General features: G+C 74.4%; 18 protein-coding genes. 11 read left to right on the top strand and 7 right to left on the bottom strand.

Translation table 11 applies throughout. The features are described 5' to 3' along the window. Positions 1-5: 5 nt before the first annotated feature. On the bottom strand, positions 6-1,634 hold the full coding sequence (locus ACZ6PY_RS15585; protein WP_466072668.1) for an isovaleryl-CoA dehydrogenase: 1,629 nt from the start codon (positions 1,632-1,634) through the stop codon (positions 6-8). After that, positions 1,631-2,230 carry a TetR/AcrR family transcriptional regulator gene (locus ACZ6PY_RS15580; protein ID WP_466072666.1) on the bottom strand — a complete coding sequence of 200 codons (600 nt, stop codon included), beginning with the start codon at positions 2,228-2,230 and terminating at the stop codon, positions 1,631-1,633. The genes ACZ6PY_RS15585 and ACZ6PY_RS15580 overlap by 4 nt, the downstream gene beginning before the upstream one ends. Before the next feature lie 215 nt (positions 2,231-2,445). Here ACZ6PY_RS15580 and ACZ6PY_RS15575 point away from each other — a divergent pair, with 215 nt between their 5' ends. The 4 genes from ACZ6PY_RS15575 (at position 2,446) to ACZ6PY_RS15560 (ending at position 5,445) form a co-directional block, all read left to right on the top strand. Beyond that, a complete protein-coding gene (locus ACZ6PY_RS15575) occupies positions 2,446-3,264 on the top strand; it encodes a basic amino acid ABC transporter substrate-binding protein (RefSeq protein ID WP_466072664.1) in 819 nt (272 codons plus the stop codon). Between the two features lie 79 nt (positions 3,265-3,343). Continuing rightward, positions 3,344-4,138, top strand: a complete 795-nt coding sequence (locus ACZ6PY_RS15570; RefSeq protein ID WP_466072662.1) for an amino acid ABC transporter permease — start codon at positions 3,344-3,346, stop codon at positions 4,136-4,138. A 4-nt stretch (positions 4,139-4,142) separates the two neighbouring features. After that, entirely contained in the window at positions 4,143-4,982 is an 840-nt protein-coding gene (locus ACZ6PY_RS15565; RefSeq protein ID WP_466072660.1) for an amino acid ABC transporter ATP-binding protein, read from the top strand. A 40-nt stretch (positions 4,983-5,022) separates the two neighbouring features. Further along, entirely contained in the window at positions 5,023-5,445 is a 423-nt protein-coding gene (locus ACZ6PY_RS15560) for an acyl-CoA thioesterase (RefSeq protein ID WP_262281890.1), read from the top strand. Positions 5,446-5,450: 5 nt separating this feature from the next. Here the strand turns inward: ACZ6PY_RS15560 and ACZ6PY_RS15555 are convergent, their stop codons facing one another. Together ACZ6PY_RS15555 and ACZ6PY_RS15550 are read right to left on the bottom strand one after the other, a co-directional pair. Further along, positions 5,451-6,110, bottom strand: coding sequence for a response regulator transcription factor (locus tag ACZ6PY_RS15555; protein ID WP_466072658.1), 660 nt, complete (start codon positions 6,108-6,110; stop codon positions 5,451-5,453). Next, the gene (locus ACZ6PY_RS15550; protein WP_466072656.1) at positions 6,098-7,387 is read right to left on the bottom strand and encodes a sensor histidine kinase; all 1,290 of its coding nucleotides are present in this window, start codon (positions 7,385-7,387) and stop codon (positions 6,098-6,100) included. The genes ACZ6PY_RS15555 and ACZ6PY_RS15550 overlap by 13 nt, the downstream gene beginning before the upstream one ends. Before the next feature lie 141 nt (positions 7,388-7,528). On the opposite strand from ACZ6PY_RS15550, the gene ACZ6PY_RS15545 reads away from it, so the two are divergent. From ACZ6PY_RS15545 to ACZ6PY_RS15520, 6 genes are all read left to right on the top strand, one after another. Next, positions 7,529-7,687 carry a hypothetical protein gene (locus tag ACZ6PY_RS15545; RefSeq protein ID WP_466072654.1) on the top strand — a complete coding sequence of 53 codons (159 nt, stop codon included), beginning with the start codon at positions 7,529-7,531 and terminating at the stop codon, positions 7,685-7,687. Between the two features lie 4 nt (positions 7,688-7,691). Next, complete coding sequence (locus tag ACZ6PY_RS15540; protein ID WP_466072652.1) at positions 7,692-7,979, top strand: DUF1905 domain-containing protein; 288 nt, start codon at positions 7,692-7,694, stop codon at positions 7,977-7,979. 84 nt (positions 7,980-8,063) lie between these two features. Further along, entirely contained in the window at positions 8,064-9,230 is a 1,167-nt protein-coding gene (locus ACZ6PY_RS15535) for a low temperature requirement protein A (RefSeq protein WP_466072650.1), read from the top strand. A gap of 141 nt (positions 9,231-9,371) precedes the next feature. Further along, positions 9,372-10,727, top strand: a complete 1,356-nt coding sequence (locus ACZ6PY_RS15530; protein ID WP_466072648.1) for an extracellular solute-binding protein — start codon at positions 9,372-9,374, stop codon at positions 10,725-10,727. Between the two features lie 8 nt (positions 10,728-10,735). Next, positions 10,736-11,686: a carbohydrate ABC transporter permease gene (locus tag ACZ6PY_RS15525; RefSeq protein ID WP_466072646.1), complete on the top strand. Its 951-nt coding sequence runs from the start codon at positions 10,736-10,738 to the stop codon at positions 11,684-11,686. Then, complete coding sequence (locus ACZ6PY_RS15520) at positions 11,683-12,606, top strand: carbohydrate ABC transporter permease (RefSeq protein ID WP_466072644.1); 924 nt, start codon at positions 11,683-11,685, stop codon at positions 12,604-12,606. Before ACZ6PY_RS15525 ends, ACZ6PY_RS15520 begins: the two co-directional genes overlap by 4 nt. 6 nt (positions 12,607-12,612) lie before the next feature. Here the strand turns inward: ACZ6PY_RS15520 and ACZ6PY_RS15515 are convergent, their stop codons facing one another. Both ACZ6PY_RS15515 and ACZ6PY_RS15510 read right to left on the bottom strand, forming a co-directional pair. Next, positions 12,613-13,383 carry an alpha/beta fold hydrolase gene (locus ACZ6PY_RS15515; RefSeq protein ID WP_262282002.1) on the bottom strand — a complete coding sequence of 257 codons (771 nt, stop codon included), beginning with the start codon at positions 13,381-13,383 and terminating at the stop codon, positions 12,613-12,615. A 184-nt stretch (positions 13,384-13,567) separates the two neighbouring features. Then, positions 13,568-14,332, bottom strand: coding sequence for a DUF427 domain-containing protein (locus ACZ6PY_RS15510; protein ID WP_466072642.1), 765 nt, complete (start codon positions 14,330-14,332; stop codon positions 13,568-13,570). Positions 14,333-14,496: 164 nt separating this feature from the next. On the opposite strand from ACZ6PY_RS15510, the gene ACZ6PY_RS15505 reads away from it, so the two are divergent. Continuing rightward, entirely contained in the window at positions 14,497-15,720 is a 1,224-nt protein-coding gene (locus ACZ6PY_RS15505) for a multidrug effflux MFS transporter (protein ID WP_466073555.1), read from the top strand. 18 nt (positions 15,721-15,738) lie between these two features. Here ACZ6PY_RS15505 and ACZ6PY_RS15500 read toward each other — a convergent pair whose 3' ends face one another. Further along, positions 15,739-18,483: an AAA family ATPase gene (locus ACZ6PY_RS15500; RefSeq protein ID WP_466072640.1), complete on the bottom strand. Its 2,745-nt coding sequence runs from the start codon at positions 18,481-18,483 to the stop codon at positions 15,739-15,741. Positions 18,484-18,498 lie beyond the last annotated feature (15 nt).

The raw sequence follows: 18,498 nt of genomic DNA, 5'->3' as shown, positions 1-18,498 counted from the left end.
GCCGGTCAGCCCACCTTGGGCGCGGCCCGGGCGATGATCGCGGCGAAGTCGACACCGCTGGGCAGGGTGCCGAACGCCTGGCCGTGGTCGCCGCCGAGGCGGGAGGCGCAGAAGGCGTCGGCGACGGCGGGGTGGCCGTGCCGCACCAGCAGCGCGCCCTGCAGGACCAGGGCGAGCCGCTCGACGACCCGGCGGGCCCGCAGCTCGAGGTCGCCGTGGTCGGACAGGTCGGCCTGCACCTGGCGCAGCGCGGCGTCCAGCCGCGGGTCCGCGCCGGCGGCGGCGGTCACCTCGGCCCGGAACGCCTCCACGACCTCCGGCTCCTTCGCGACCGCGCGCAGCACGTCCAGCGCGGCCACGTTGCCGGAGCCCTCCCAGATCGAGTTCAGCGGCGACTCGCGGAACAGCCGCGGCATGCCCGACTCCTCGACGTAGCCGTTGCCGCCCAGGCATTCCAGGGCCTCGGCGGCGTGTGCCGGCCAGCGCTTGCACACCCAGTACTTGCCCACGGCCAGGGCGAGCCGCTTGAAGGCCGTCTCCCCGGCGTCGCCGCGCGCCGACCGGTCGGTGGCTCCGGCGAGCCGCATCATGAGGACGGTGGCGGCCTCCGACTCGACCGCCAGGTCGGCGAGCACGTTGCGCATGAGCGGCTGGTCGACCAGGTAGCGCCCGAAGGTGCGCCGGTGGGTGGCGTGGTGGACGGCGGTGATCAGCCCCTGGCGCATCCCGGCCGCCGCGCCGATCACGCAGTCGAGGCGGGTCAGGTTGACCATGTCGATGATCGTGCGCACCCCCCGGCCCTCGTCGCCGACACGCCAGGCGACGGCATGCTCGTACTCGACCTCCGCCGAGGCGTTGGACCGGTTGCCGAGCTTGTCCTTGAGGCGCATGAGCCGCATCGGGTTGCGCGTGCCGTCCGGCAGGACGCGCGGGACCAGGAAGCAGGTGAGCCCGCCCGGCGCCTGGGCGAGGGTGAGGAAGACGTCGCACATCGGCGCCGACGTGAACCACTTGTGCCCGACGAGCCGGTAGGCGCCGTCCGGGTCCGGGTGGGCGACGGTGGTGTTGGCGCGCACGTCCGACCCGCCCTGCTTCTCCGTCATCGACATGCCGGCCAGCAGGCCCCGCTTGGCCAGCGGCGGGCGCAGCCCGAAGTCGTACGCGGTCGCGGTGAGCAGCGGCTCGTACCGCGCGGCCAGGTCCGGGCTGTGCCGCAGGGCGGGCACGGCCGCGTAGGTCATCGAGATCGGGCAGCCGTGGCCGGCGTCGGGTCGCCACACGTAGAACTTGGCCGCGCGGGCCACGTGGGCGCCCGGCCGCGCGTCGGCCCACGGCGCGGCGTGCAGGCCGTGGCCGACGGCCGTGCGCATCAGCTCGTGCCAGGCCGGGTGGAACTCCACCTCGTCGATCCGGTGGCCGTAGCGGTCGTGGGTGCGCAGGACCGGAGGGTGCTCGTTCGCCAGCCGCCCGTGCTCGATCGCCGGCGCCGAGCCGCCGAGCCGGCCGAGCTCGTGCACCTCGGCGGCGGCCCAGCCGGCGCCCTCCCGGTCCAGCCCGTCGAGCAGCGCCGGGTCGTCCGCCGCGTCGTGGCCGGCCAGCGGGGGAACCTGGTTGAACACCTCGTGTGTCGTCACGGCGATACTCCCAGCGCGCGGTGGATGAAGCGGATCAGGTCGGGGATGGTGCCCGGGCCGGCGACCCCGGCGGCCAGCGGGCCGACCATGGCCTCGGCCAGGGCGCCGACCAGGGCGGTCGCGGTCAGCTCGGGGTCCTGGGCGGGCAGTTCGCCGCTCGCCACGCCCGCCGCCACGTGCGCGGCGATCAAATCGGCGTAGGCGCGGCGGAAGGTGAGCCGCTCGGCGTCGACCGCCGGGTCGACCGGCTCGGCGAGCAGCGCGTACGCCAGCCGGGGGGACTGCAGGGCGCGGCCGGCGAACGTCTCGACGACGGCCGACATCCGCGCGGCGACGGTGGCCCGCTGCGCCGCGGCGCGCGCCACCGCGTCGACCTCCCGCTGGGAGGCGGTGCGGAACACCTCGGCGAAGAGGTCGGCCTTGGTGGGGAAGTGGCGGTAGACGGTGCCGGTCGCGACGCCGGCCCGCTCGGCGACGGCCGCGACCGAGCAGCCCGCGTAGCCGTGGCCGGCCATGATCTCCAGTGCGGCCGCGATGATCCGCTGCCGGGAGGCGCTCAGCCGGGCCTTCACCCGCTCGGTGCTCCGGTACGCCACGCCAAGAAGTGAACCATCATTCAATCCTTGTGCGCAAGGTCCGTCCTGTTGCGTCCCGCGTGCCGGGATCACGTGGCGGAATCGGTCACAGCTTGGGTGCGGTCGCCCGTCATGATCTTGGTGTGACTCCACCGATCGGGTACCGTCCCCTGTCACACCGTCGTGCACCAGCCCTGGCTGGCTGTCACACCAGGGTCGAACGGAGGGACACTGCCGTGACGTTCCAGAGCGCAGTCCGCAGGGCTGGCATCGTCGTGGCGATCGCCGCCCTCGCGGCGAGCGCGGGATGCGCCAAGAAGGAGGACGGCGAGACCCAGGCGAGCGGGGTCAAGCTCGTCGAGAAGGGCAAGCTCACCGTCTGCACCCACCTGCCCTACGCGCCGTTCCAGTCCAAGGACGCGAGCGGCAAGGTGGTCGGGTTCGACGTCGACCTCATGGACCTGGTCGCCAAGGACCTGGGCGTCGAGCAGAAGATCGTCGACACGCCGTTCGAGGGGATCAAGTCCGGCCAGGACCTGAACACCGGCAAGTGCGACGCCGCCGCCGCCGGCATGACGATCACCGAGGAACGGCAGAAGGTCATGAACTTCTCCGACCCGTACTTCGACGCGACCCAGGCCATGCTGGTCAAGACCGGCAAGGCCTACAAGACGCTCGACGACCTGCGGGGCAAGAAGCTCGGCGTCCAGGCCGCGACGACCGGCCGCGACTACGCCAAGAAGGTCGCCGACGAGAAGGGCCTGCAGCTCGTCGAGTTCGAGGACCTCGCCGCCGAGCAGCAGGCCCTCGCGAACGGCCAGATCGAGGCCGCCATCAACGACCTGCCGGTCTGGACTGAGTACATCAAGGAGCACCAGGGCGGCTTCGAGGTCGCGGCCGAGTTCGACACCGGTGAGCAGTACGGCTTCTCGGTGAAGAAGGACGGCAACCCGGAGCTGCTCAAGAAGATCAACGACGTGCTCGCCAAGGCGAAGCAGGACGGCACCTACACCACGATCTACGAGAAGTGGATCGGCAAGAAGCCGACCGCCTGAGCCACCCACCCGGCCGGAGGGCGCGCCCCGCGCGCCCTCCGCCCCGGCACCCCTCCGCACCTCCCAAGGAGCGCCGAACGTGAAGCTGCGACGCCGCCAGCGAGAGCGGCTGTCCCTCTGGCTCCAGTACCTGGCCTTCGTGGCCGTCATCGCCGTGGTGGTCCTCGCGGCGGACTGGGGCCGGCTGCGGGAGGCGTTCTTCCGCGTCGACATCATCGAGTCGATGTTCCCGACGGTCATCACCGTCGCGCTGCGCAACACCATCCTCTACACGCTGGGCGCGTTCGCCTTCGGCCTGGTCTTCGGCACCATCCTGGCGCTGATGCGGCTGTCCCGGGTCGCGCCGTACCGGTGGGTCGCGACGGCGTACATCGAGCTGTTCCGGGGCCTGCCCGCGCTGCTCGTGCTCTTCCTGGTCGGCTACGGCATCCCGATCGCCTTCCCCGAGCGGGAGATCCCCGGCGGCGTGTTCGGGTCCATCGCGATCGGCCTCGGGCTCACCGCGGCCGCGTACATGGCCGAGACCATCCGGGCCGGCATCCAGGCCGTGCCGAAGGGGCAGATGGAGGCGGCGCGCACCCTCGGCATGTCGCACTTCACGGCCATGCGCACGATCGTCATCCCGCAGGCGTTCCGGATCGTGATCCCGCCGCTGACCAACGAGCTGATCCTGCTCACCAAGGACTCGTCGCTGGCCTACGTGCTGGGCGTGACGGCGCAGACCATCGAGGTCACGAAGTTCGGCCGGGACACGCTCAACGACCGGGTGAACGCCACCCCGCTGCTGGTGGCCGGGCTGACCTACCTGATCATCACCCTGCCGCTCTCCCAGGTGGTGCGCCGCCTCGAACTCCGCTACGCCAAGGCTCGGTGACCCCATGACCTCCAGCCCGTCCCAGCCCGCCGTCGAGATCCGCGACCTGCACAAGTCCTTCGGGCCGCTCGAGGTGCTCAAGGGCATCGACTTCGAGGTCGGCCACGGCGAGGTCGTCTGCGTCATCGGCCCGTCCGGGTCCGGCAAGTCCACCCTCCTGCGGTGCGTCAACCTGCTGGAGGAGCCCACCGCCGGCCGGATCTGGGTGAACGGCACCGAGATGACCGACCCGGACGTCGAGATCGACGCGGTACGCCGCGGCATCGGCATGGTCTTCCAGTCGTTCAACCTCTTCCCGCACCTCACCGTGCTGGACAACCTCACCATCGCCCAGCGCCGCGTGCTGCGGCGCGGCCGCGCCGAGTCCGAGCGGGTCGCGCGGGCCAACCTGGACCGGGTCGGCCTGAGCGACAAGGCCGGCGCGTTCCCGGCCCAGCTCTCCGGCGGGCAGCAGCAGCGCGTGGCCATCGCCCGGTCGCTGTCGATGGACCCCGAGCTGATGCTCTTCGACGAGCCGACCTCCGCGCTCGACCCCGAACTCGTCGGCGACGTCCTCACCGTCATGCGGAAGCTGGCCGAGGACGGCATGACCATGATGGTGGTGACCCACGAGATGGCGTTCGCCCGGGACGTCGCCGACCGGGTCGTGTTCATGGACGGTGGCGTGGTGGTGGAGCAGGGCCCGCCGGAGGAGGTGCTGGGCGCGCCGCGGCACGAGCGGACCCGCTCGTTCCTCTCCCGGGTCCTCGACCCGACCCACGTCGCGCAGCTCGGCCGGCCCGGCGAGTCCGCCGAACCGCCCGAGGCGCCCGGCCTGCCCGCCGACGACCGCCACCAGCTGTGACCGCCGCGGCGGTGTCGTACCCCTGGCTAGGCTCGACCCCATGGGAGATCCGTTCCGGGTCCGCGTCACCGTCCGCGGCTACGAACTCGACACGCAGGGCCACCTGAACCAGGCCGTCTACCTCCAGTACGGCGAGCACGCCCGGTGGGAGTGCCTGCGGGCGGCCGGCATCCCGCAGGACCGGCTCCTCGCCGGCGGCGTGGGGCCGGTGGCGCTGGAGGTCACCCTGCGCTACCTGCGGGAGCTGCGCGGCGGCGACGAGGTGGACGTGTCCTGCGAGTTCCGCTGGGGCGAGGGGAAGACGTTCCAGATCGTGCAGGACCTGACCCGCCCGGACGGCACCCCGGTCGCCACCATCACCGGGGTGGGCGGCCTGCTGGACCTGGCCTCCCGGCGGCTGGTGCCCGACCCCCGCGTGCGGTTCCGGCAGCTCGCCAGCGACCCGGCGCCGATGAACCTCTGAGCCGCCTAGCGGGCGGCCCGCAGGTAGGCGAGCACGGCCAGCACCCGCCGGTTGGTGTCGTCGGCGGGCGGCAGGTCGAGCTTGGTGAGGATGTTCCCGACGTGCTTGCCGACCGCCGCCTCGGTGACGTGCAGCCGCGCCGCGATCGCCCCGTTGGAGTGGCCCTCGGCGACCAGCGCCAGCACCTCCCGCTCCCGGGGCGACAGGGCCGCCAGGGGATCGCGGGGACGGCGCAGCAGGTGCCGCACCACGTCCGGGTCGACCGCCGTGCCGCCGGCCGCCACCCGGCGCAGCGTGTCGGCGAACTCGGCGACGTCGGCGACCCGGTCCTTGAGCAGGTAGCCGACCCGCCGGCCGTCGCCGCTGTCGAGCAGCGCGGCCGCGTACCCGCTCTGCACGTGCTGGCTGAGCACCACCACGGCCAGGTCCTGTCGTTCCGCGCGCAGCGTGACGGCTGCGCGCAGCCCGTCGTCGCGGTGCCCGGGCGGCATGCGGATGTCGGTCACCAGCAGCTCCGGCCGGTGGGCGCGGGCCGCGTCGAGCAGCTCGGGCGCCGTGCCCACGGCGGCGACCACGGCGAAGCCGAACCGGGTCAGCAGCCCGACCAGGCCCTCCCGCAGGAGGACCTCGTCCTCGGCGAGCACGACGCGGGTCACGGGCGGCACGGCAGCTCCACCCGGACGAGGGTAGGGCCACCGGGCGGGCTGGCGAGCAGCAACCGCCCGTCCACCGCGGCGACCCGGTCGGCCAGCCCGGTCAACCCGGTGCCCCGGGCCGGGTCGGCCCCGCCCCGGCCGTCGTCCTCCACCTCCACGACCAGGCGGCGCTCGGGGCGGGTGAGCCGCACCTCCGCGCGGGTCGCCCCGGCGTGCCGGGCGACGTTGCCCAGCGCCTCGGAGACCACGTACCAGGCGGTGGTCTCCACCAGCTCCGGGACCGGCCGGGTGAGGTCGGCGCGCACCGTGACCGGCACGGTGGCCCGGGCGGCCAGCTCGCCGACGGCACCCGCCAGACCCAGCTCGACGAGCTGCTGCGGGCGGATGCCCTGCACGATCCGCCGCAGCGTGACCATCAGTTCCTTGGCCTGCTCGTGGGCGATCGCCAGCGGCCTCGCGGCGGGGGAGTCCTCGGGCACGTCGAGCCGGGCCAGGCCGAGCTGGAGGGTGAGGCTGGTCAGCCGCGGCTGCGCCCCGTCGTGCACGTCCCGCTCGATCCGGCGGCGTTCCGCCTCGTACGCGCCGACCAGCCGGGCACGGGAGCGGGTGACCTCGCGCAGCGCCGGCCCCTCGGACGGGGCGCCGAGCAGCCAGCGGGCCACCCCGGCCTGGGCCGCGACGAGCAGGCCGGCCAGATAGCCCAGCCCCGGCACGGCGAGCAGTGCCGCGACGGCGTACGGGACCGCCGCGCGCGGGGTGTCCACGGTGGTCCACCCGAGCACGATCCGGTCGGCGCCGCCGGCCACCCACGGACCCGCGAGCAGGAGGACGTCGACCAGGACGAGCAGGGCGAACATCCCGTACGCCAGCGGCACGGCGCCGCCCAGCCAGGCCGCGTACGCGACCTCGCGCCACGCCGCGCCGGTGGTGTACCGCGCGGCCAGCCCGCGCACCCCGGGCCCCGGCAGCGGGCGCCCGTCGACCAGGCCCAGCCGCCAGCGTTCGACCACGGCCAGCGGGGCGCTCGCCAGCGGCGCGACGGCCACCGCGGCCAGGGCGACGACGGTGAGCACCACGACGACGGGGAGGGCCACCGGGCGGCCCCGCTGCGCCGCGGTCACCACCGGGAGCAGTGGCGCCCCGACCACGAACAACCCGACCGCCAGGACGCCGGCGAGCGGCACGGTGGTGACGGCGTACGCCAGCGCCCGCCACGGCCAGGCGGAGATCAGGTAGCGGCGCCGGCGCAGGGCCTCGGCCAGGTGCCGGGGTTCGTCCAAGGTCATGTCGTCACGCTAGCCAGGCGGCGTCCGCGCGGCCCAGCCGTCTGGACCCCCGCCCCGGGGTATGCCTGGCCCTACCTCGCCCGGCCCGTCACGCCCCGTGCGCCGGTCGCCCCGCGCACGCGCTCGCCCTGGCACGGCGTGATGAACGGCGCGACGGCCACCGCCACCGCCGCCCTGCTCGCGCTCGGGGTGCTGCTCTCCTGGCCGGCGCTCGGCCGCGGGGCCGCCGCCACGGCGTCGCGGCTGCTCGCCGTCGCGGTGCGGATGGCGCGGGCCGGGCGGGATCGACGCCTATCCTGAGCGGGTGGAGCTGGAGTTCAGCGGCGAGGTGTGGTTCTGGCGGGGGCCCGCGCCCTGGCACTTCGTCACGGTGCCCGACGAGCTGTGCGGGGAGCTGGAGGCGGCCTCGGCGTCGGTCACCTACGGCTGGGGGATGATCCCGGTGACCGCGCGGATCGGCGCGACCGGATGGGCGACGTCGCTCTGGCCCAAGGACGGGCGCTACGTCGTGCCGGTGAAGACCGCGGTCCGCCAGGCCGAAGGGATCGCGCTGGGCGACCGGGTGGACGTCCACCTGACCGTCACGCGCTGACGGACGGCGACGGACGTGGCGCGGGACGGGGGACGGCGTCCGGTCTGGCCGCGCCCGCCCGCTCCGGCGCCGGCCGGGCGCCGGGTGACCCCGTTCGAGATCTTCTTCGACCTCGTCTTCGTCTTCGCCCTCACCCGCATCATGTCGCTGATCGGGCAGCGGCCCACCCCGACCACCATGGTGCAGGGGCTGATCCTGCTCGTGCTGCTCTGGATCGCCTGGTCCTCGTACACCTGGTTGGGTAACCACACGCGGGCCGAGGTCGGGGTGGTCCGCGGCGGGTTCCTGGTCGCGATGGCGGCGCTGTTCGTGGCGGCGCTGGCCATGCCGGAGGCCTGGACACCGGGCCCGGGCCTGGACGGGCCGCTGCTCGTCGCGCTCGCCTACGTGGTGCTCCGCGTCGTCCACCTGGGGCTCTACCACTGGGCGGCGGCCGGTGTGCCGGGGCTGCGCGCGCGGATCCGGTTCTTCGCGGCGGTCAGCGCCGTCGGTTGGGTGCCGCTGCTGCTCGGCGCGCTGCTGGGCGAAACGGCGCACGCGGTGCTGTGGGTGGTCGCGTTCGTCATCGAGATCGGCGGCCAGCGTCTGTCGTACGCGCGCCGCGGCACCTGGCCGCTGCGCAGCGCCAGCCACTTCACCGAACGGCACGGCCTGGTGCTGATCATCGCGCTCGGTGAGTCGCTGGTCGCCGCCGGGGTGGGCGCCGCGTCGGCGGTGACCGCGCCGCCGGTCCTCGGCGTGGCGCTCGTCGGCTTCGCGGTGACCGCCTGCCTGTGGTGGCTGTACTTCGACCGGGCCGGGCCGGCCGCCGCCCGGGTCCTCGCCGGGGCCACGGGGGACCGGCGGGACCGGATCGCCTCGGACGCCTACAGCCAGACCCACCTGCTGCTGATCACCGGGGTCATCTACCTGGCCCTCGGCGTCGAGCAGGTGCTCGGGCTGGTCGCCGGGGTGCACGGCGGCGACGAGCACGGCGGCGCCACCAGGCTGACCTGGTCCGCCTCGGTCGCCCTGCACGGGGGCGCGGTGCTCTTCCTGGGCGGCCGGCTGCTGTTCCTCCGGCTCACCGGACAGCCGGTCCCGCCGGCGCAGCCGGCCGTCGTCGCGCTGGTCGCGCTCCTGCTGCCGGTCGGCGTGCTGCTGCCGCCCGCCGCGGCGCTCGGCGTGCTCGGTCTGCTCCTTCTCACCGCGGTCGCCGTCGAGCGGCTGTCCGGGCGGCGCGCCGCGCCCGACCCGCCCGCCGACTCCTGACGCACCGCCGCTCCCGCCGTGCGGAGCCGCCGGCGAGAACCGATGATCAACGACTTCTCCGCCCCGGGTTTGAAATTCCCGTGAACCGGAGAAGTGCAGGTCGCGCGGGCAGGGTGGCCCGCGTGACGACGGGAGGTGGCCATGTCACGGAGACTGCGGGCGACCGCGTTGGCCGGGGTGCTGACCCTGGCGATCAGCGGCTGCGGCGGCGTGGGCGGCGGGGGTGACTCCGGCGGCGGCGCCACCAAGGGCGGCGGCGGCGCCCTGAGCACCATGGGATTCGGTTTCTCCGACGAGATCGCCAAGACGCGGGTGGACGCCTTCACGAAGGACCACCCGGACGTCCAACTGAAGGTCACCGAGGGCGCCTTCGACGAGCAGCAGTTCCTCTCCGCGGTGGCCTCCGGCAACCCGCCGGACCTGGTGTACATGGACCGCAAGCTGATCGGCACGTACGCCAAGCGCGGCTCGATCCAGCCGCTGACCGACTGCGTCGAGAAGCAGCAGATCGACATGGGGCAGTACCGGCAGGCCGCCAAGGACCAGGTCACCCTCGACGGCACCGTCTACGGCATCCCCGAGTTCTCCCAGGTGCGGGTGCTCTACCTCAACGAGACGGTGCTGAAGCAGGCCGGCCTCACCGCCGACGGCGTGAACCTCGCCGACTGGGCGAGCCTGCCGGCGGTCAACACGAAGCTGGCGAAGGTCTCCGGCGGCCGGCTCAGCCGGATCGGCATCGACCCGAAGATCCCCGAGTTCCTGCCGATGTGGGCGAAGGCCAACGGCGCCGAGATGATCTCGGCGGACGGCGCCAAGGCCAACCTGACCGACCCGAAGGTGGTCGAGGCGCTGACCACCGGCCTGAAGCTCATCCAGGACCAGGGCGGCTGGGGCAGGTTCAAGTCCTTCCGGGACACCTTCGACTTCTTCGGCGCCGAGAACCCCCTGGCCAAGAACCAGATCGCCGCGTGGCCCATGGAGGACTGGTTCCTCAACCAGGCCGCCAAGAACAGCCCCAAGGCGGAGCTGGTCGTGAAGCCCTTCGTGGACCGGCAGGGCAAGCCGCTGACCATGTCCTCCGGCCAGGCGTGGGTGGTCACCAAGGGCGCCAAGAACCCGGAGGCGGCCTGCGCGTTCGTCAAGCAGATGACCGCCACCGACACGTGGTTCGCCGCCGCGAAGGCGCGGGCCGAGGCCCGCAAGGCCGCCAACCTGCCGTTCACCGGTGTCTGGACCGGCAACACCGCCGCCGACAAGAAGATCTTCGACGAGCTGTACCAGCCGACCGGCAACAAGCGCTTCGACGACGCGGTCGCCACCATTCGTGCCGCGCAGGACTCCGCGTTCGCCATGCCGGCCTCGCCGGCCGGCGCCGAGTTCGACAAGGCCTGGACCGACGCGGTGAACCGGGTGCTCTCCGGTCAGGCGCAGCCGGCCGAGGCGCTGGCCCGGGCCCAGCAGGAGGCGACCGCCGCGCTGGACAAGGCCGCGGGCTGAGCCCCGCCATGGCCACCACCGTCACCCCTCCCGTCCCGGGCCGGCGGCGCCGTACGCCGCTGGCCCGGCGGGAGGCCCGCTGGGCGTACGTCTTCCTGGCGCCCTGGATCGTCGGGTTCCTCGTGTTCACCGCCGGCCCGATGGTCGCGAGCCTCTGGCTCAGCTTCACCGAGTACGACGTGATCAACGCGCCGCGCTGGAGCGGGCTGGACAACTACCGGCAGCTCATGTCCGACCCCCAGGTCGCGCGCAGCCTCGGCAACACCGTCTACTACACGGCTCTGCACGTGCCGCTGGTGATGCTGATCTCGCTCGGGCTGGCCCTGCTGCTCAAGCGGGTCGGCCGCTGGCAGGGCTTCTTCCGCACCGTGTTCTACCTGCCGGTGATGACCCCGGCGGTGGCCGTCGGCATCCTCTTCCTGCTGCTGCTCAACACCCAGGACGGGCTGATCAACCGCGGCCTCGCCCTCGTCGGGATCGACGGTCCGAGCTGGACCACCGACCCGGGCTGGGTGATGCCCGGGATCGTGCTCATGAGCCTGTGGAGCCTCGGCTCCACGGTGATCATCTACCTGGCCGCGTTGCAGAACGTGCCCCGCGACCTGTACGAGGCCGCCGACCTCGACGGGGCGGGCGCCTGGGCCCGGTTCCGCCACGTGACCCTGCCGATGATCTCGGGCTCGCTCTTCTTCACGTTGATCGTCAACACCATCGCGTCGCTGCAGATGTTCACCGAGGTCTACACCATGTACTTCGGCAACCGGCAGACCCAGAACTCCTTCAACAGCGACGCGGCGTCGTTCTACGTGATCCACCTGTTCCAGGAGGCGTTCCAGTTCCTGCACATGGGCTTCGCCTCGGCGATGGCCTGGCTGCTCTTCCTGATCATCCTGATCATCACGGCGGTACAGGTGAAGCTGAGCAACCGGTTCGTCTACTACGAGGGGGAGGACCGGTGACCACGACGAGTCAGCCGGCGGGCAGCGGAGTCGCGAGCACCGTGGTGGCGCCGGTGGCGGCGCCCCGGCCCGACGCCCGGGAGGAGGGCCGGCGACCGCGGTGGCAGCGGATCCTGTTCGTGCTCGCCCTGGTGGGCGCGGCGGTGATCTTCCTGTTGCCGTTCGTCTGGCTGATCAGCGCCTCGCTGCGCCCCCGGGAGTACGTCTTCGCCCCCGGCTTCCTGCCCACGCCGTTCGCGCCGGACAACTACGCCGAGGCCTGGCGGGCCATGCCGCTGCTCACCTGGCTGTTCAACAGCGTGGTGGTGGGTGTGGCGGCGGCCGCCGCGGCGACCCTGTCCAGCGCCTGGGTGGCGTTCGGGTTCGCGTACTTCCGCTTCCCCGGCCGGAACCTGCTCTTCGGCCTGGTGCTCGCCACCATGATGCTGCCGTTCGCGGTCACCATGATCCCGACCTACCTGATCTGGAACCGGCTCGGCCTCATCGACACCCAGGTGCCGCTCTGGGCCGGCAACCTCTTCGGGTCGGCGTTCTACATCTTCCTGCTGCGGCAGTTCTTCCTCTCCCTGCCGCGGGAGTACTTCGAGGCGGCCCGCGTCGACGGGGCGAGCTATCCGCAGCTGTTCTGGAAGATGGCGTTCCCGCTGATCCGCCCGGCCCTGCTGGTGGCGTTCGTCTTCGAGTTCAAGGCGAGCTGGACCGACCTCGTCAAGCCGCTCATCTACCTGCGCAACGAGCAGCTCTACACCCTGCCCCGCGGGCTCAAGGTGATCCTCGACCGGTTCGGGTACGGCGGCGAGCAGCAGTGGGAGATCGTCCTCGCCGGCAGCGTGATCGCCACCGTACCCATGATCATTCTGTTCTTCCTGGCCCAGCGGCACTTCGTGGAGGGCATCGCCACCACCGGCCGCAAGGGATGACCGCCCTCAGCCCGCCGGCTCGTCGAGGAACGCGAGGGTGACCGCGGCGAACAGCGGTGAGCTGAAGATGCTGTAGTGGGTCAACCCGGGCAGGATGGCCAGCGCGTGCCCGCCCTTGGGCCGGCCCTCGTTCGCCCAGCCGCCGTCGCGCAGGCCGCCGTCGAGCAGCTTGAAGACCTCCACGTAGTGGCTCGGCGGCGCCATGTCGGCGTCGGCGGCGACGATCAGCGTCGGCACCCGCAGGTTGCGGACCTCCTCGGTGAGGTCGAAGTCCTCCGCCATCAGCGCGCCGATCTTGTCGAGCAGCCGGGGGAAGTCCTCCGGGCGCGGCGCCACCCGCTGGTAGAGCTGGTACATCGGGGTGTCCTTCATGAACTCCGCGGCGGCGCCGGTCACCTGGCCCTGCTGCGCGCGCATCTCGGCGTAGATCGCGTCCGACCGGACGTGCGCGGACGCCGCGACGAGCCGGCCGAGCTTCTCCGGGTGGGCCACGGCGGCGCGCAGCGCCACCCCGCCGCCGAGCGAGTAGCCCACCAGGTCGGGCCGGTCCAGCCCGAGGTGGTCGATGAGCGCGGCGATGTCGTCGCCCATCGTCCCCAGGTCGAGCGGGCGGTCGACGTCGGCGGTGCGGCCGTGGCCCTGCAGGTCGACGGCGATCACCTGGTGCCGGGCGGCCAGCGCGGGCAGCACCGGCCCGAACATCTCGCCCGACCCGAGCCCGCCGTGCAACAGGATCAGCGGGTGCCCGGTGCCGTGCGTCTCGTAGTAGAGGTTGATGCCGTTGACCTCGGCGTATTGGCCGACGCCCGCGGCGTCGGTGGTCCAGTCGGTGGCGGTCACGGTGACGCTCCTCCCGTCGGGGCTGGTGGCGGGTGGACCCCGGCGGCACCGGCCGCGAGGTCACGACTGCCGTCTCACCCTATGCAGCCGCAGCGGCCCCTCGCTGCCCCGCCGCGCCGGGTCAGGAGAAGTGCGTGCGCGGCCGGGCGAGGCGTTCCCCGTCCACGACCAGGTCGACCTTCTCGTTGTAGAAGGCCACCAGCCCGGCGATCGGCAGCAGCGCCGCGGTGGGGAAGTCGTACGACCAGGCCAGGTCCGGGTGGAGCCGGTCGCCGGCGCGCACCGACCAGTAGCCGCTGGTGCGGCCCTTGTACGGGCACGCGGTCCGGGTCCGCGACGGCACCAGGTGCCGGAAGCGCACGTCCGTGCGGCTCAGGTAGTAGCGGGTCGGCAGGCCGGTCTCGAAGACCAGCACCGGGGAGGTCGACTCGGCCAGGACCGTCCCGTCCAGCTCCACCCGGACGTGCCGGGTGGACCGCAGCGCGTCCACCCGGGAGTACGGGCTGCGCGGGTGCACGAAGACCTCCTCGTCCTCCTCGAACCAGGCGTCCAGCGCCGACCAGTCGAAGCGGATCGTGTCCGCCAGCCCGGGCGGCGCGTCGGCGCCGTACCACCGGGCGCAGGAGGCCCGGACGAACTCGCCGACCCGCAGCCCGTGCAGCCGCGCGGCGCCACGCCCGGTCTCCTCGGTGCGTCCCTCGTCGACCAGCAGGCCCGGGCGCACGTCCGCCGCCGGCACGTAGTACTGCGGGTAGGGCGGCCACTCCCAGACGTACCGGGCGCGGGTGGTGTCCAGCACCAGCTCGCCGGCCAGGAAGGCGCGGACCCGGCGGGGCGCCGGCTCGATCCGGCCGACCTCGGCGGCCGGCCGCGGGTAGTCCGACACTGTCTCCTCCCGGTGGAATGTGCGGCGGACGGTTCAACGAGCCGATGTGACCTGGGGCACCTTCGGTGGTGGCGGGAATGAGATCGGCCGTCGGGGATTTACTGCCAGATGTGACCACTGCGCAGTCCACACCCGCCCCGACCGCCGAGACACCCGGTGACCTGATGACCCGCGGGCAGCAGCTGCGCCTCGTGCTGGTGCTCGGCTCACTCATCGCGATCGGGCCGCTGACCATCGACATGTACCTGCCGGCGCTGCCGGCCATCACCGCCGACCTGGAAACCACCTCGGCGGCCGTGCAGCTCACCCTCACCGGCACCCTCGCCGGGCTGGCCCTCGGCCAGCTGCTGATCGGCCCGCTCTCCGACGCGGTGGGCCGGCGCCTGCCGCTGCTCGCCGGGCTCGCGCTGCACATCCTGGCCTCGCTGCTCTGCGTGGTCGCGCCGACCGTCCAGGTGGTGGGCGTGCTGCGGGTGCTCCAGGGGCTGGGCGTGGCCGCCACCACCGTGGTCGCGACGGCCGTGGTCCGCGACCTGTTCAGCGGCGCCGCCTTCGCGCGGCTCTTCTCCCGGCTCATGCTGGTGATGGGCGCGGCGCCGATCCTCGCACCCACCCTCGGCTCCGGGCTGCTCCGCTGGTCGGACTGGCGGGGCGTGTTCGTGGCCCTCGCCGTCTTCGGCCTCCTGCTGGTCGTCGTCGCGGCGGCCGGGCTCCGGGAGACCCTGCCGCCGGAGCGCCGCCGGCACGGCGGCGTCGCCGCCGTCGGCCGGGACTACCGCGCGCTGCTGCGGGACCGGACGTTCGTCGGGCTCGTGCTGGTCGCCGGGCTCGCCATGGCGGCGCTCTTCGCGTACGTGGCCGGGTCGTCGTTCGTCTTCCAGCAGCGGTACGGGCTGGACGAGCAGCAGTTCGGGCTGGCGTTCGGCGCCGGCGCGGTCGGGCTCATCACCGCCACCCAGCTCAACGTGCGGCTGCTGCGCCGGTACACCCCGCAGCGGATCCTGGTCGCCGCGCTCACCGTCGGCACCGGGGCCGGGCTGGTCCTGGTGAGCTTCGCCGCCACCGGCGTCGGCGGCCTGGCGGCCGTGCTGGCCTCCCTCTGGGTGGTGCTCGCCGCGGCCGGCCTCGCCATGCCGAACGCGCCGGCCCTCGCGCTGTCCCGGCACGGGGAGGCGGCCGGCACCGCCGCCGCGCTGCTGGGTGCCGTCCAGTTCGGCGTCGGCGCGCTCGCCGCTCCGCTGGTGGGGGTGCTCGGCACCGGCAGCGTGGCGATGGCCGCGGTGGTCGCCGGTGGCATGGCGGTGGCCCTGATCGTGCTGCTCACCGTGGTCCGGCCGGCGCGCCTGGCCCAGGTCGAGCCGGCCGCGGTCGCCGTCGCCGTGCACTGAGCGACGGCCGCGCCGGCCTCAGCAGGGTGCCGGCCGGCCCATGGCCGCGCCCAGCTCGGCGCGGGTGGAGATGCCCAGCTTCCGGTAGACCCGGGCGAGATTCGCCTCCACGGTCTTCGGGCTGATGAACAGCGCGTCGGCGATGACCCGGTTCGTCTGCCCCCGGGCGGCGAGCCGGGCCACGCGCTCCTCGGTGGCGGTCAGCGCGGTCGACGCCGGGGCGCGCCGGCCGGTCCGGGCCAGTTCCGCCTGTGCCCGCTCGGCGAAGGCGACGGCCCCCAGCGCACCGAACTCGGCGGCCGCCGCCTCCAGCGCCTCCCGGGCCTCCCGCCGCCGCCGCGCCCGCCGGTGCGCCCGGCCGGCGACCAGCAGGCAGCGGGCCCGGTCCAGGGGCAGCACGTCCGCCGGCACCGCGGCGCGGGCGGCGGCCAACCCGGCCAGCGCCGGCGCCGGGTCCGCGCCGCCGGCGCTGTCCAGCAGGACCCGGCTGCGGGCCAGCCCGAGGGCGGTCCACGGGCGGGCCAGCCGCGCGTGCCGCTCGGCGAGCCGGGCGTACGCCCGTGCCGCCGTCGTCAGGTCGCCCGCGCCGACACACGCCTCGATCCAGTCCGGCTCGAAGCGCTGCGCCAGCGGTTCGGCGATGCCCGACCCGTCCAGCTCGGCGGCGAGCGCCCCGTACGCCGCCGCGGCCGCGCCCCACTCGCCGGCGCTGAGCGCGACCAGGCCGGCGAGCTGCCGGTGGATGCGCCGGCACCAGGCGTCGTCGAACTCCTCGGCCCGGCGCAGCCCCGCCGCGGCGACCGCGCCGGCCTCGGCCAGGCGCCCCCGGTGCGCGTCCAGCATCCCGGCCAGCCAGGTCTCCCCGACCAGGCCGGTGCCGAGCTGCTCGCCCAGGTCCCGCGCGGCGGCGATGTGCGTGCCGGCGTCGGCGAACCGGCCGGCCAGCAGCTCCGCCTCACCGAGGTGGGTGAGGGTCTCGTGCTGCCAGGGCTCGTCGCCGCGGGCCACGGCCCGGTCCAGCATCCGGTGCAGCCGGGCCCGGGCCCGCTCGTGGTCGTCGACGGCCTTCCACCAGATGGCCGGGATGGACCCGGCCAGGAAGGACGGCTCGCCCGCCTCCAGGGTCAGCGCCCGGTCGAGCAGGCCGGTCCGGGCCGGGCGGCCGGCGCGTACCTCGTGGAAGAAGAGCAGCAGCAGCGCGGCGGTGAGCAGCGGGCGGTGCCCGTCCCGGTCGGAGAGCCGGGCGATGGCCGCCTCGGCGTGCCGGCGCGCCGGCTCGGGCGCGTCGTGGAACAGGGTGAGGTGGGCGTGGATCCGCCCGGCCAGCCCGCCGGGCAGGTCGGTGACGGCCAGGGCCCGCTCGGCCACGGAGACCGCGCCGGGCAGGTCGTCGACGCACCAGGCGACCAGGGCGCGCAGCAGCAGGGCCTCGGCGTGGGCCGGGCCGGTCAGCTCGGCGGCGGCGGCCTCGGCGGCCCGGCCGGCCGCCGCGTAGTCGCCGCTGTCGAGGCGGCACTGCACCGCGTCCAGGCGGCGGCGGTCCCGCTCGGCCGTCGCCTCCGGCGGGGTCAGCTCGGCGGCCCGGTCGTACCACTCGGCGGCGAGCGCGGGCGCGCCGCGTTGCCGGTGCCGCGCCGCGGCGGTGGCCAGGTCGGCGGCGACCCCGGCGTCCGGCGCGACGGCGCAGCGGGCGAGCTGCCGGGCGCGCTCCTCCGGGTCGGACACCGCGTCGGCCAGCACGCCGTGCAGCCGGCGCCGCACCCCGGGCGGGATGCTCTCGCGCACCGCGGCCGCGTAGCGGGGATGGGCGAACTCGATCCGGTCCGGCCGGACGACGACCAGCCCGGCGTCCTCGGCCGCGTCGAGCGCCCCGGCCGGCACGCCGGCCGCCGACAGGTCCCTGGTGCCGGGCACGGTCAGCAGCGCGGCCAGGCGTACCGCGTCGCGGCCCGGGCCGGGCAGCGCGCGCAGGGTGTCGGCGAGCAGCTGGCGCAGCGAGGACGGCACCGGAAGGTCCTCGTCCGGCCCGGGCGGTCGGGGCAGCCGCAGCACCGCGCGGGCCAGCTCGATGGCCAGCAGCGGGTTGCCGTCGGCGTCCCGCGCCAGCCGGGCGAGCAGCGGCCGGCTGAGCGTGCCGCCCAGCCGCGCCCGGACGATACGGTGCAGCTCGACCGCGCCGAGCGGGGGCAGCTCCACGCGGGTGAGCGGGTGCTGGCCGGTCGGGTCGTCGTCGAGACCCAGCGGGGCGGGCGGCGGTCCGCTCTCCCCGGTGCGGCAGGCGACCAGCACGGCCGGACGGCGCGGGAGGCGGCGTAGCGCGAACCGGAGGGCCCGCTCGCTGGGCGGGTCGAGCCAGGGCGCGTCGTCCACGGCCAGCAGGACCGGCGCGCCGCCGCCGGTCGCCGCGTCGAGCAGGGTACGGCTGGCCGCTCCCACGGCCCGCTCGTCGACCGCCTCGTCGTGGTCGCCGGTCAGCAGCACCACGTCGGCGGCGGCCCGCTGCGGCGGCGGCAGCGCCGGCACCCGGCCGGCCAGCGGTCGCAGCACGTCGGCCAGCGCCGCGTAGGGCAGCACGGCCTCGGCCTCCGCCGGCGCGCTGGTCAGCACCGTCCAGCCGGCCCGCCGGGCACGCGCCACCAGGGCCCGCCACAGCGTGGTCTTGCCGATGCCGCTGGCGCCCTCCAGCAGGACCGGCGCCCCGCCGGCCAGGGCACGCCAGACCTGCTCGACCACCGCGTCGCGGCCGACCAGGGAGGCGTCCATGGCGGGATCCTGGCA

It is taken from the genome of Micromonospora sp. NPDC048907 (assembly GCF_055586885.1).
Note: the sequence above shows the minus strand (reverse complement) of the source record. Positions and strands in the feature narration are given on the sequence as shown.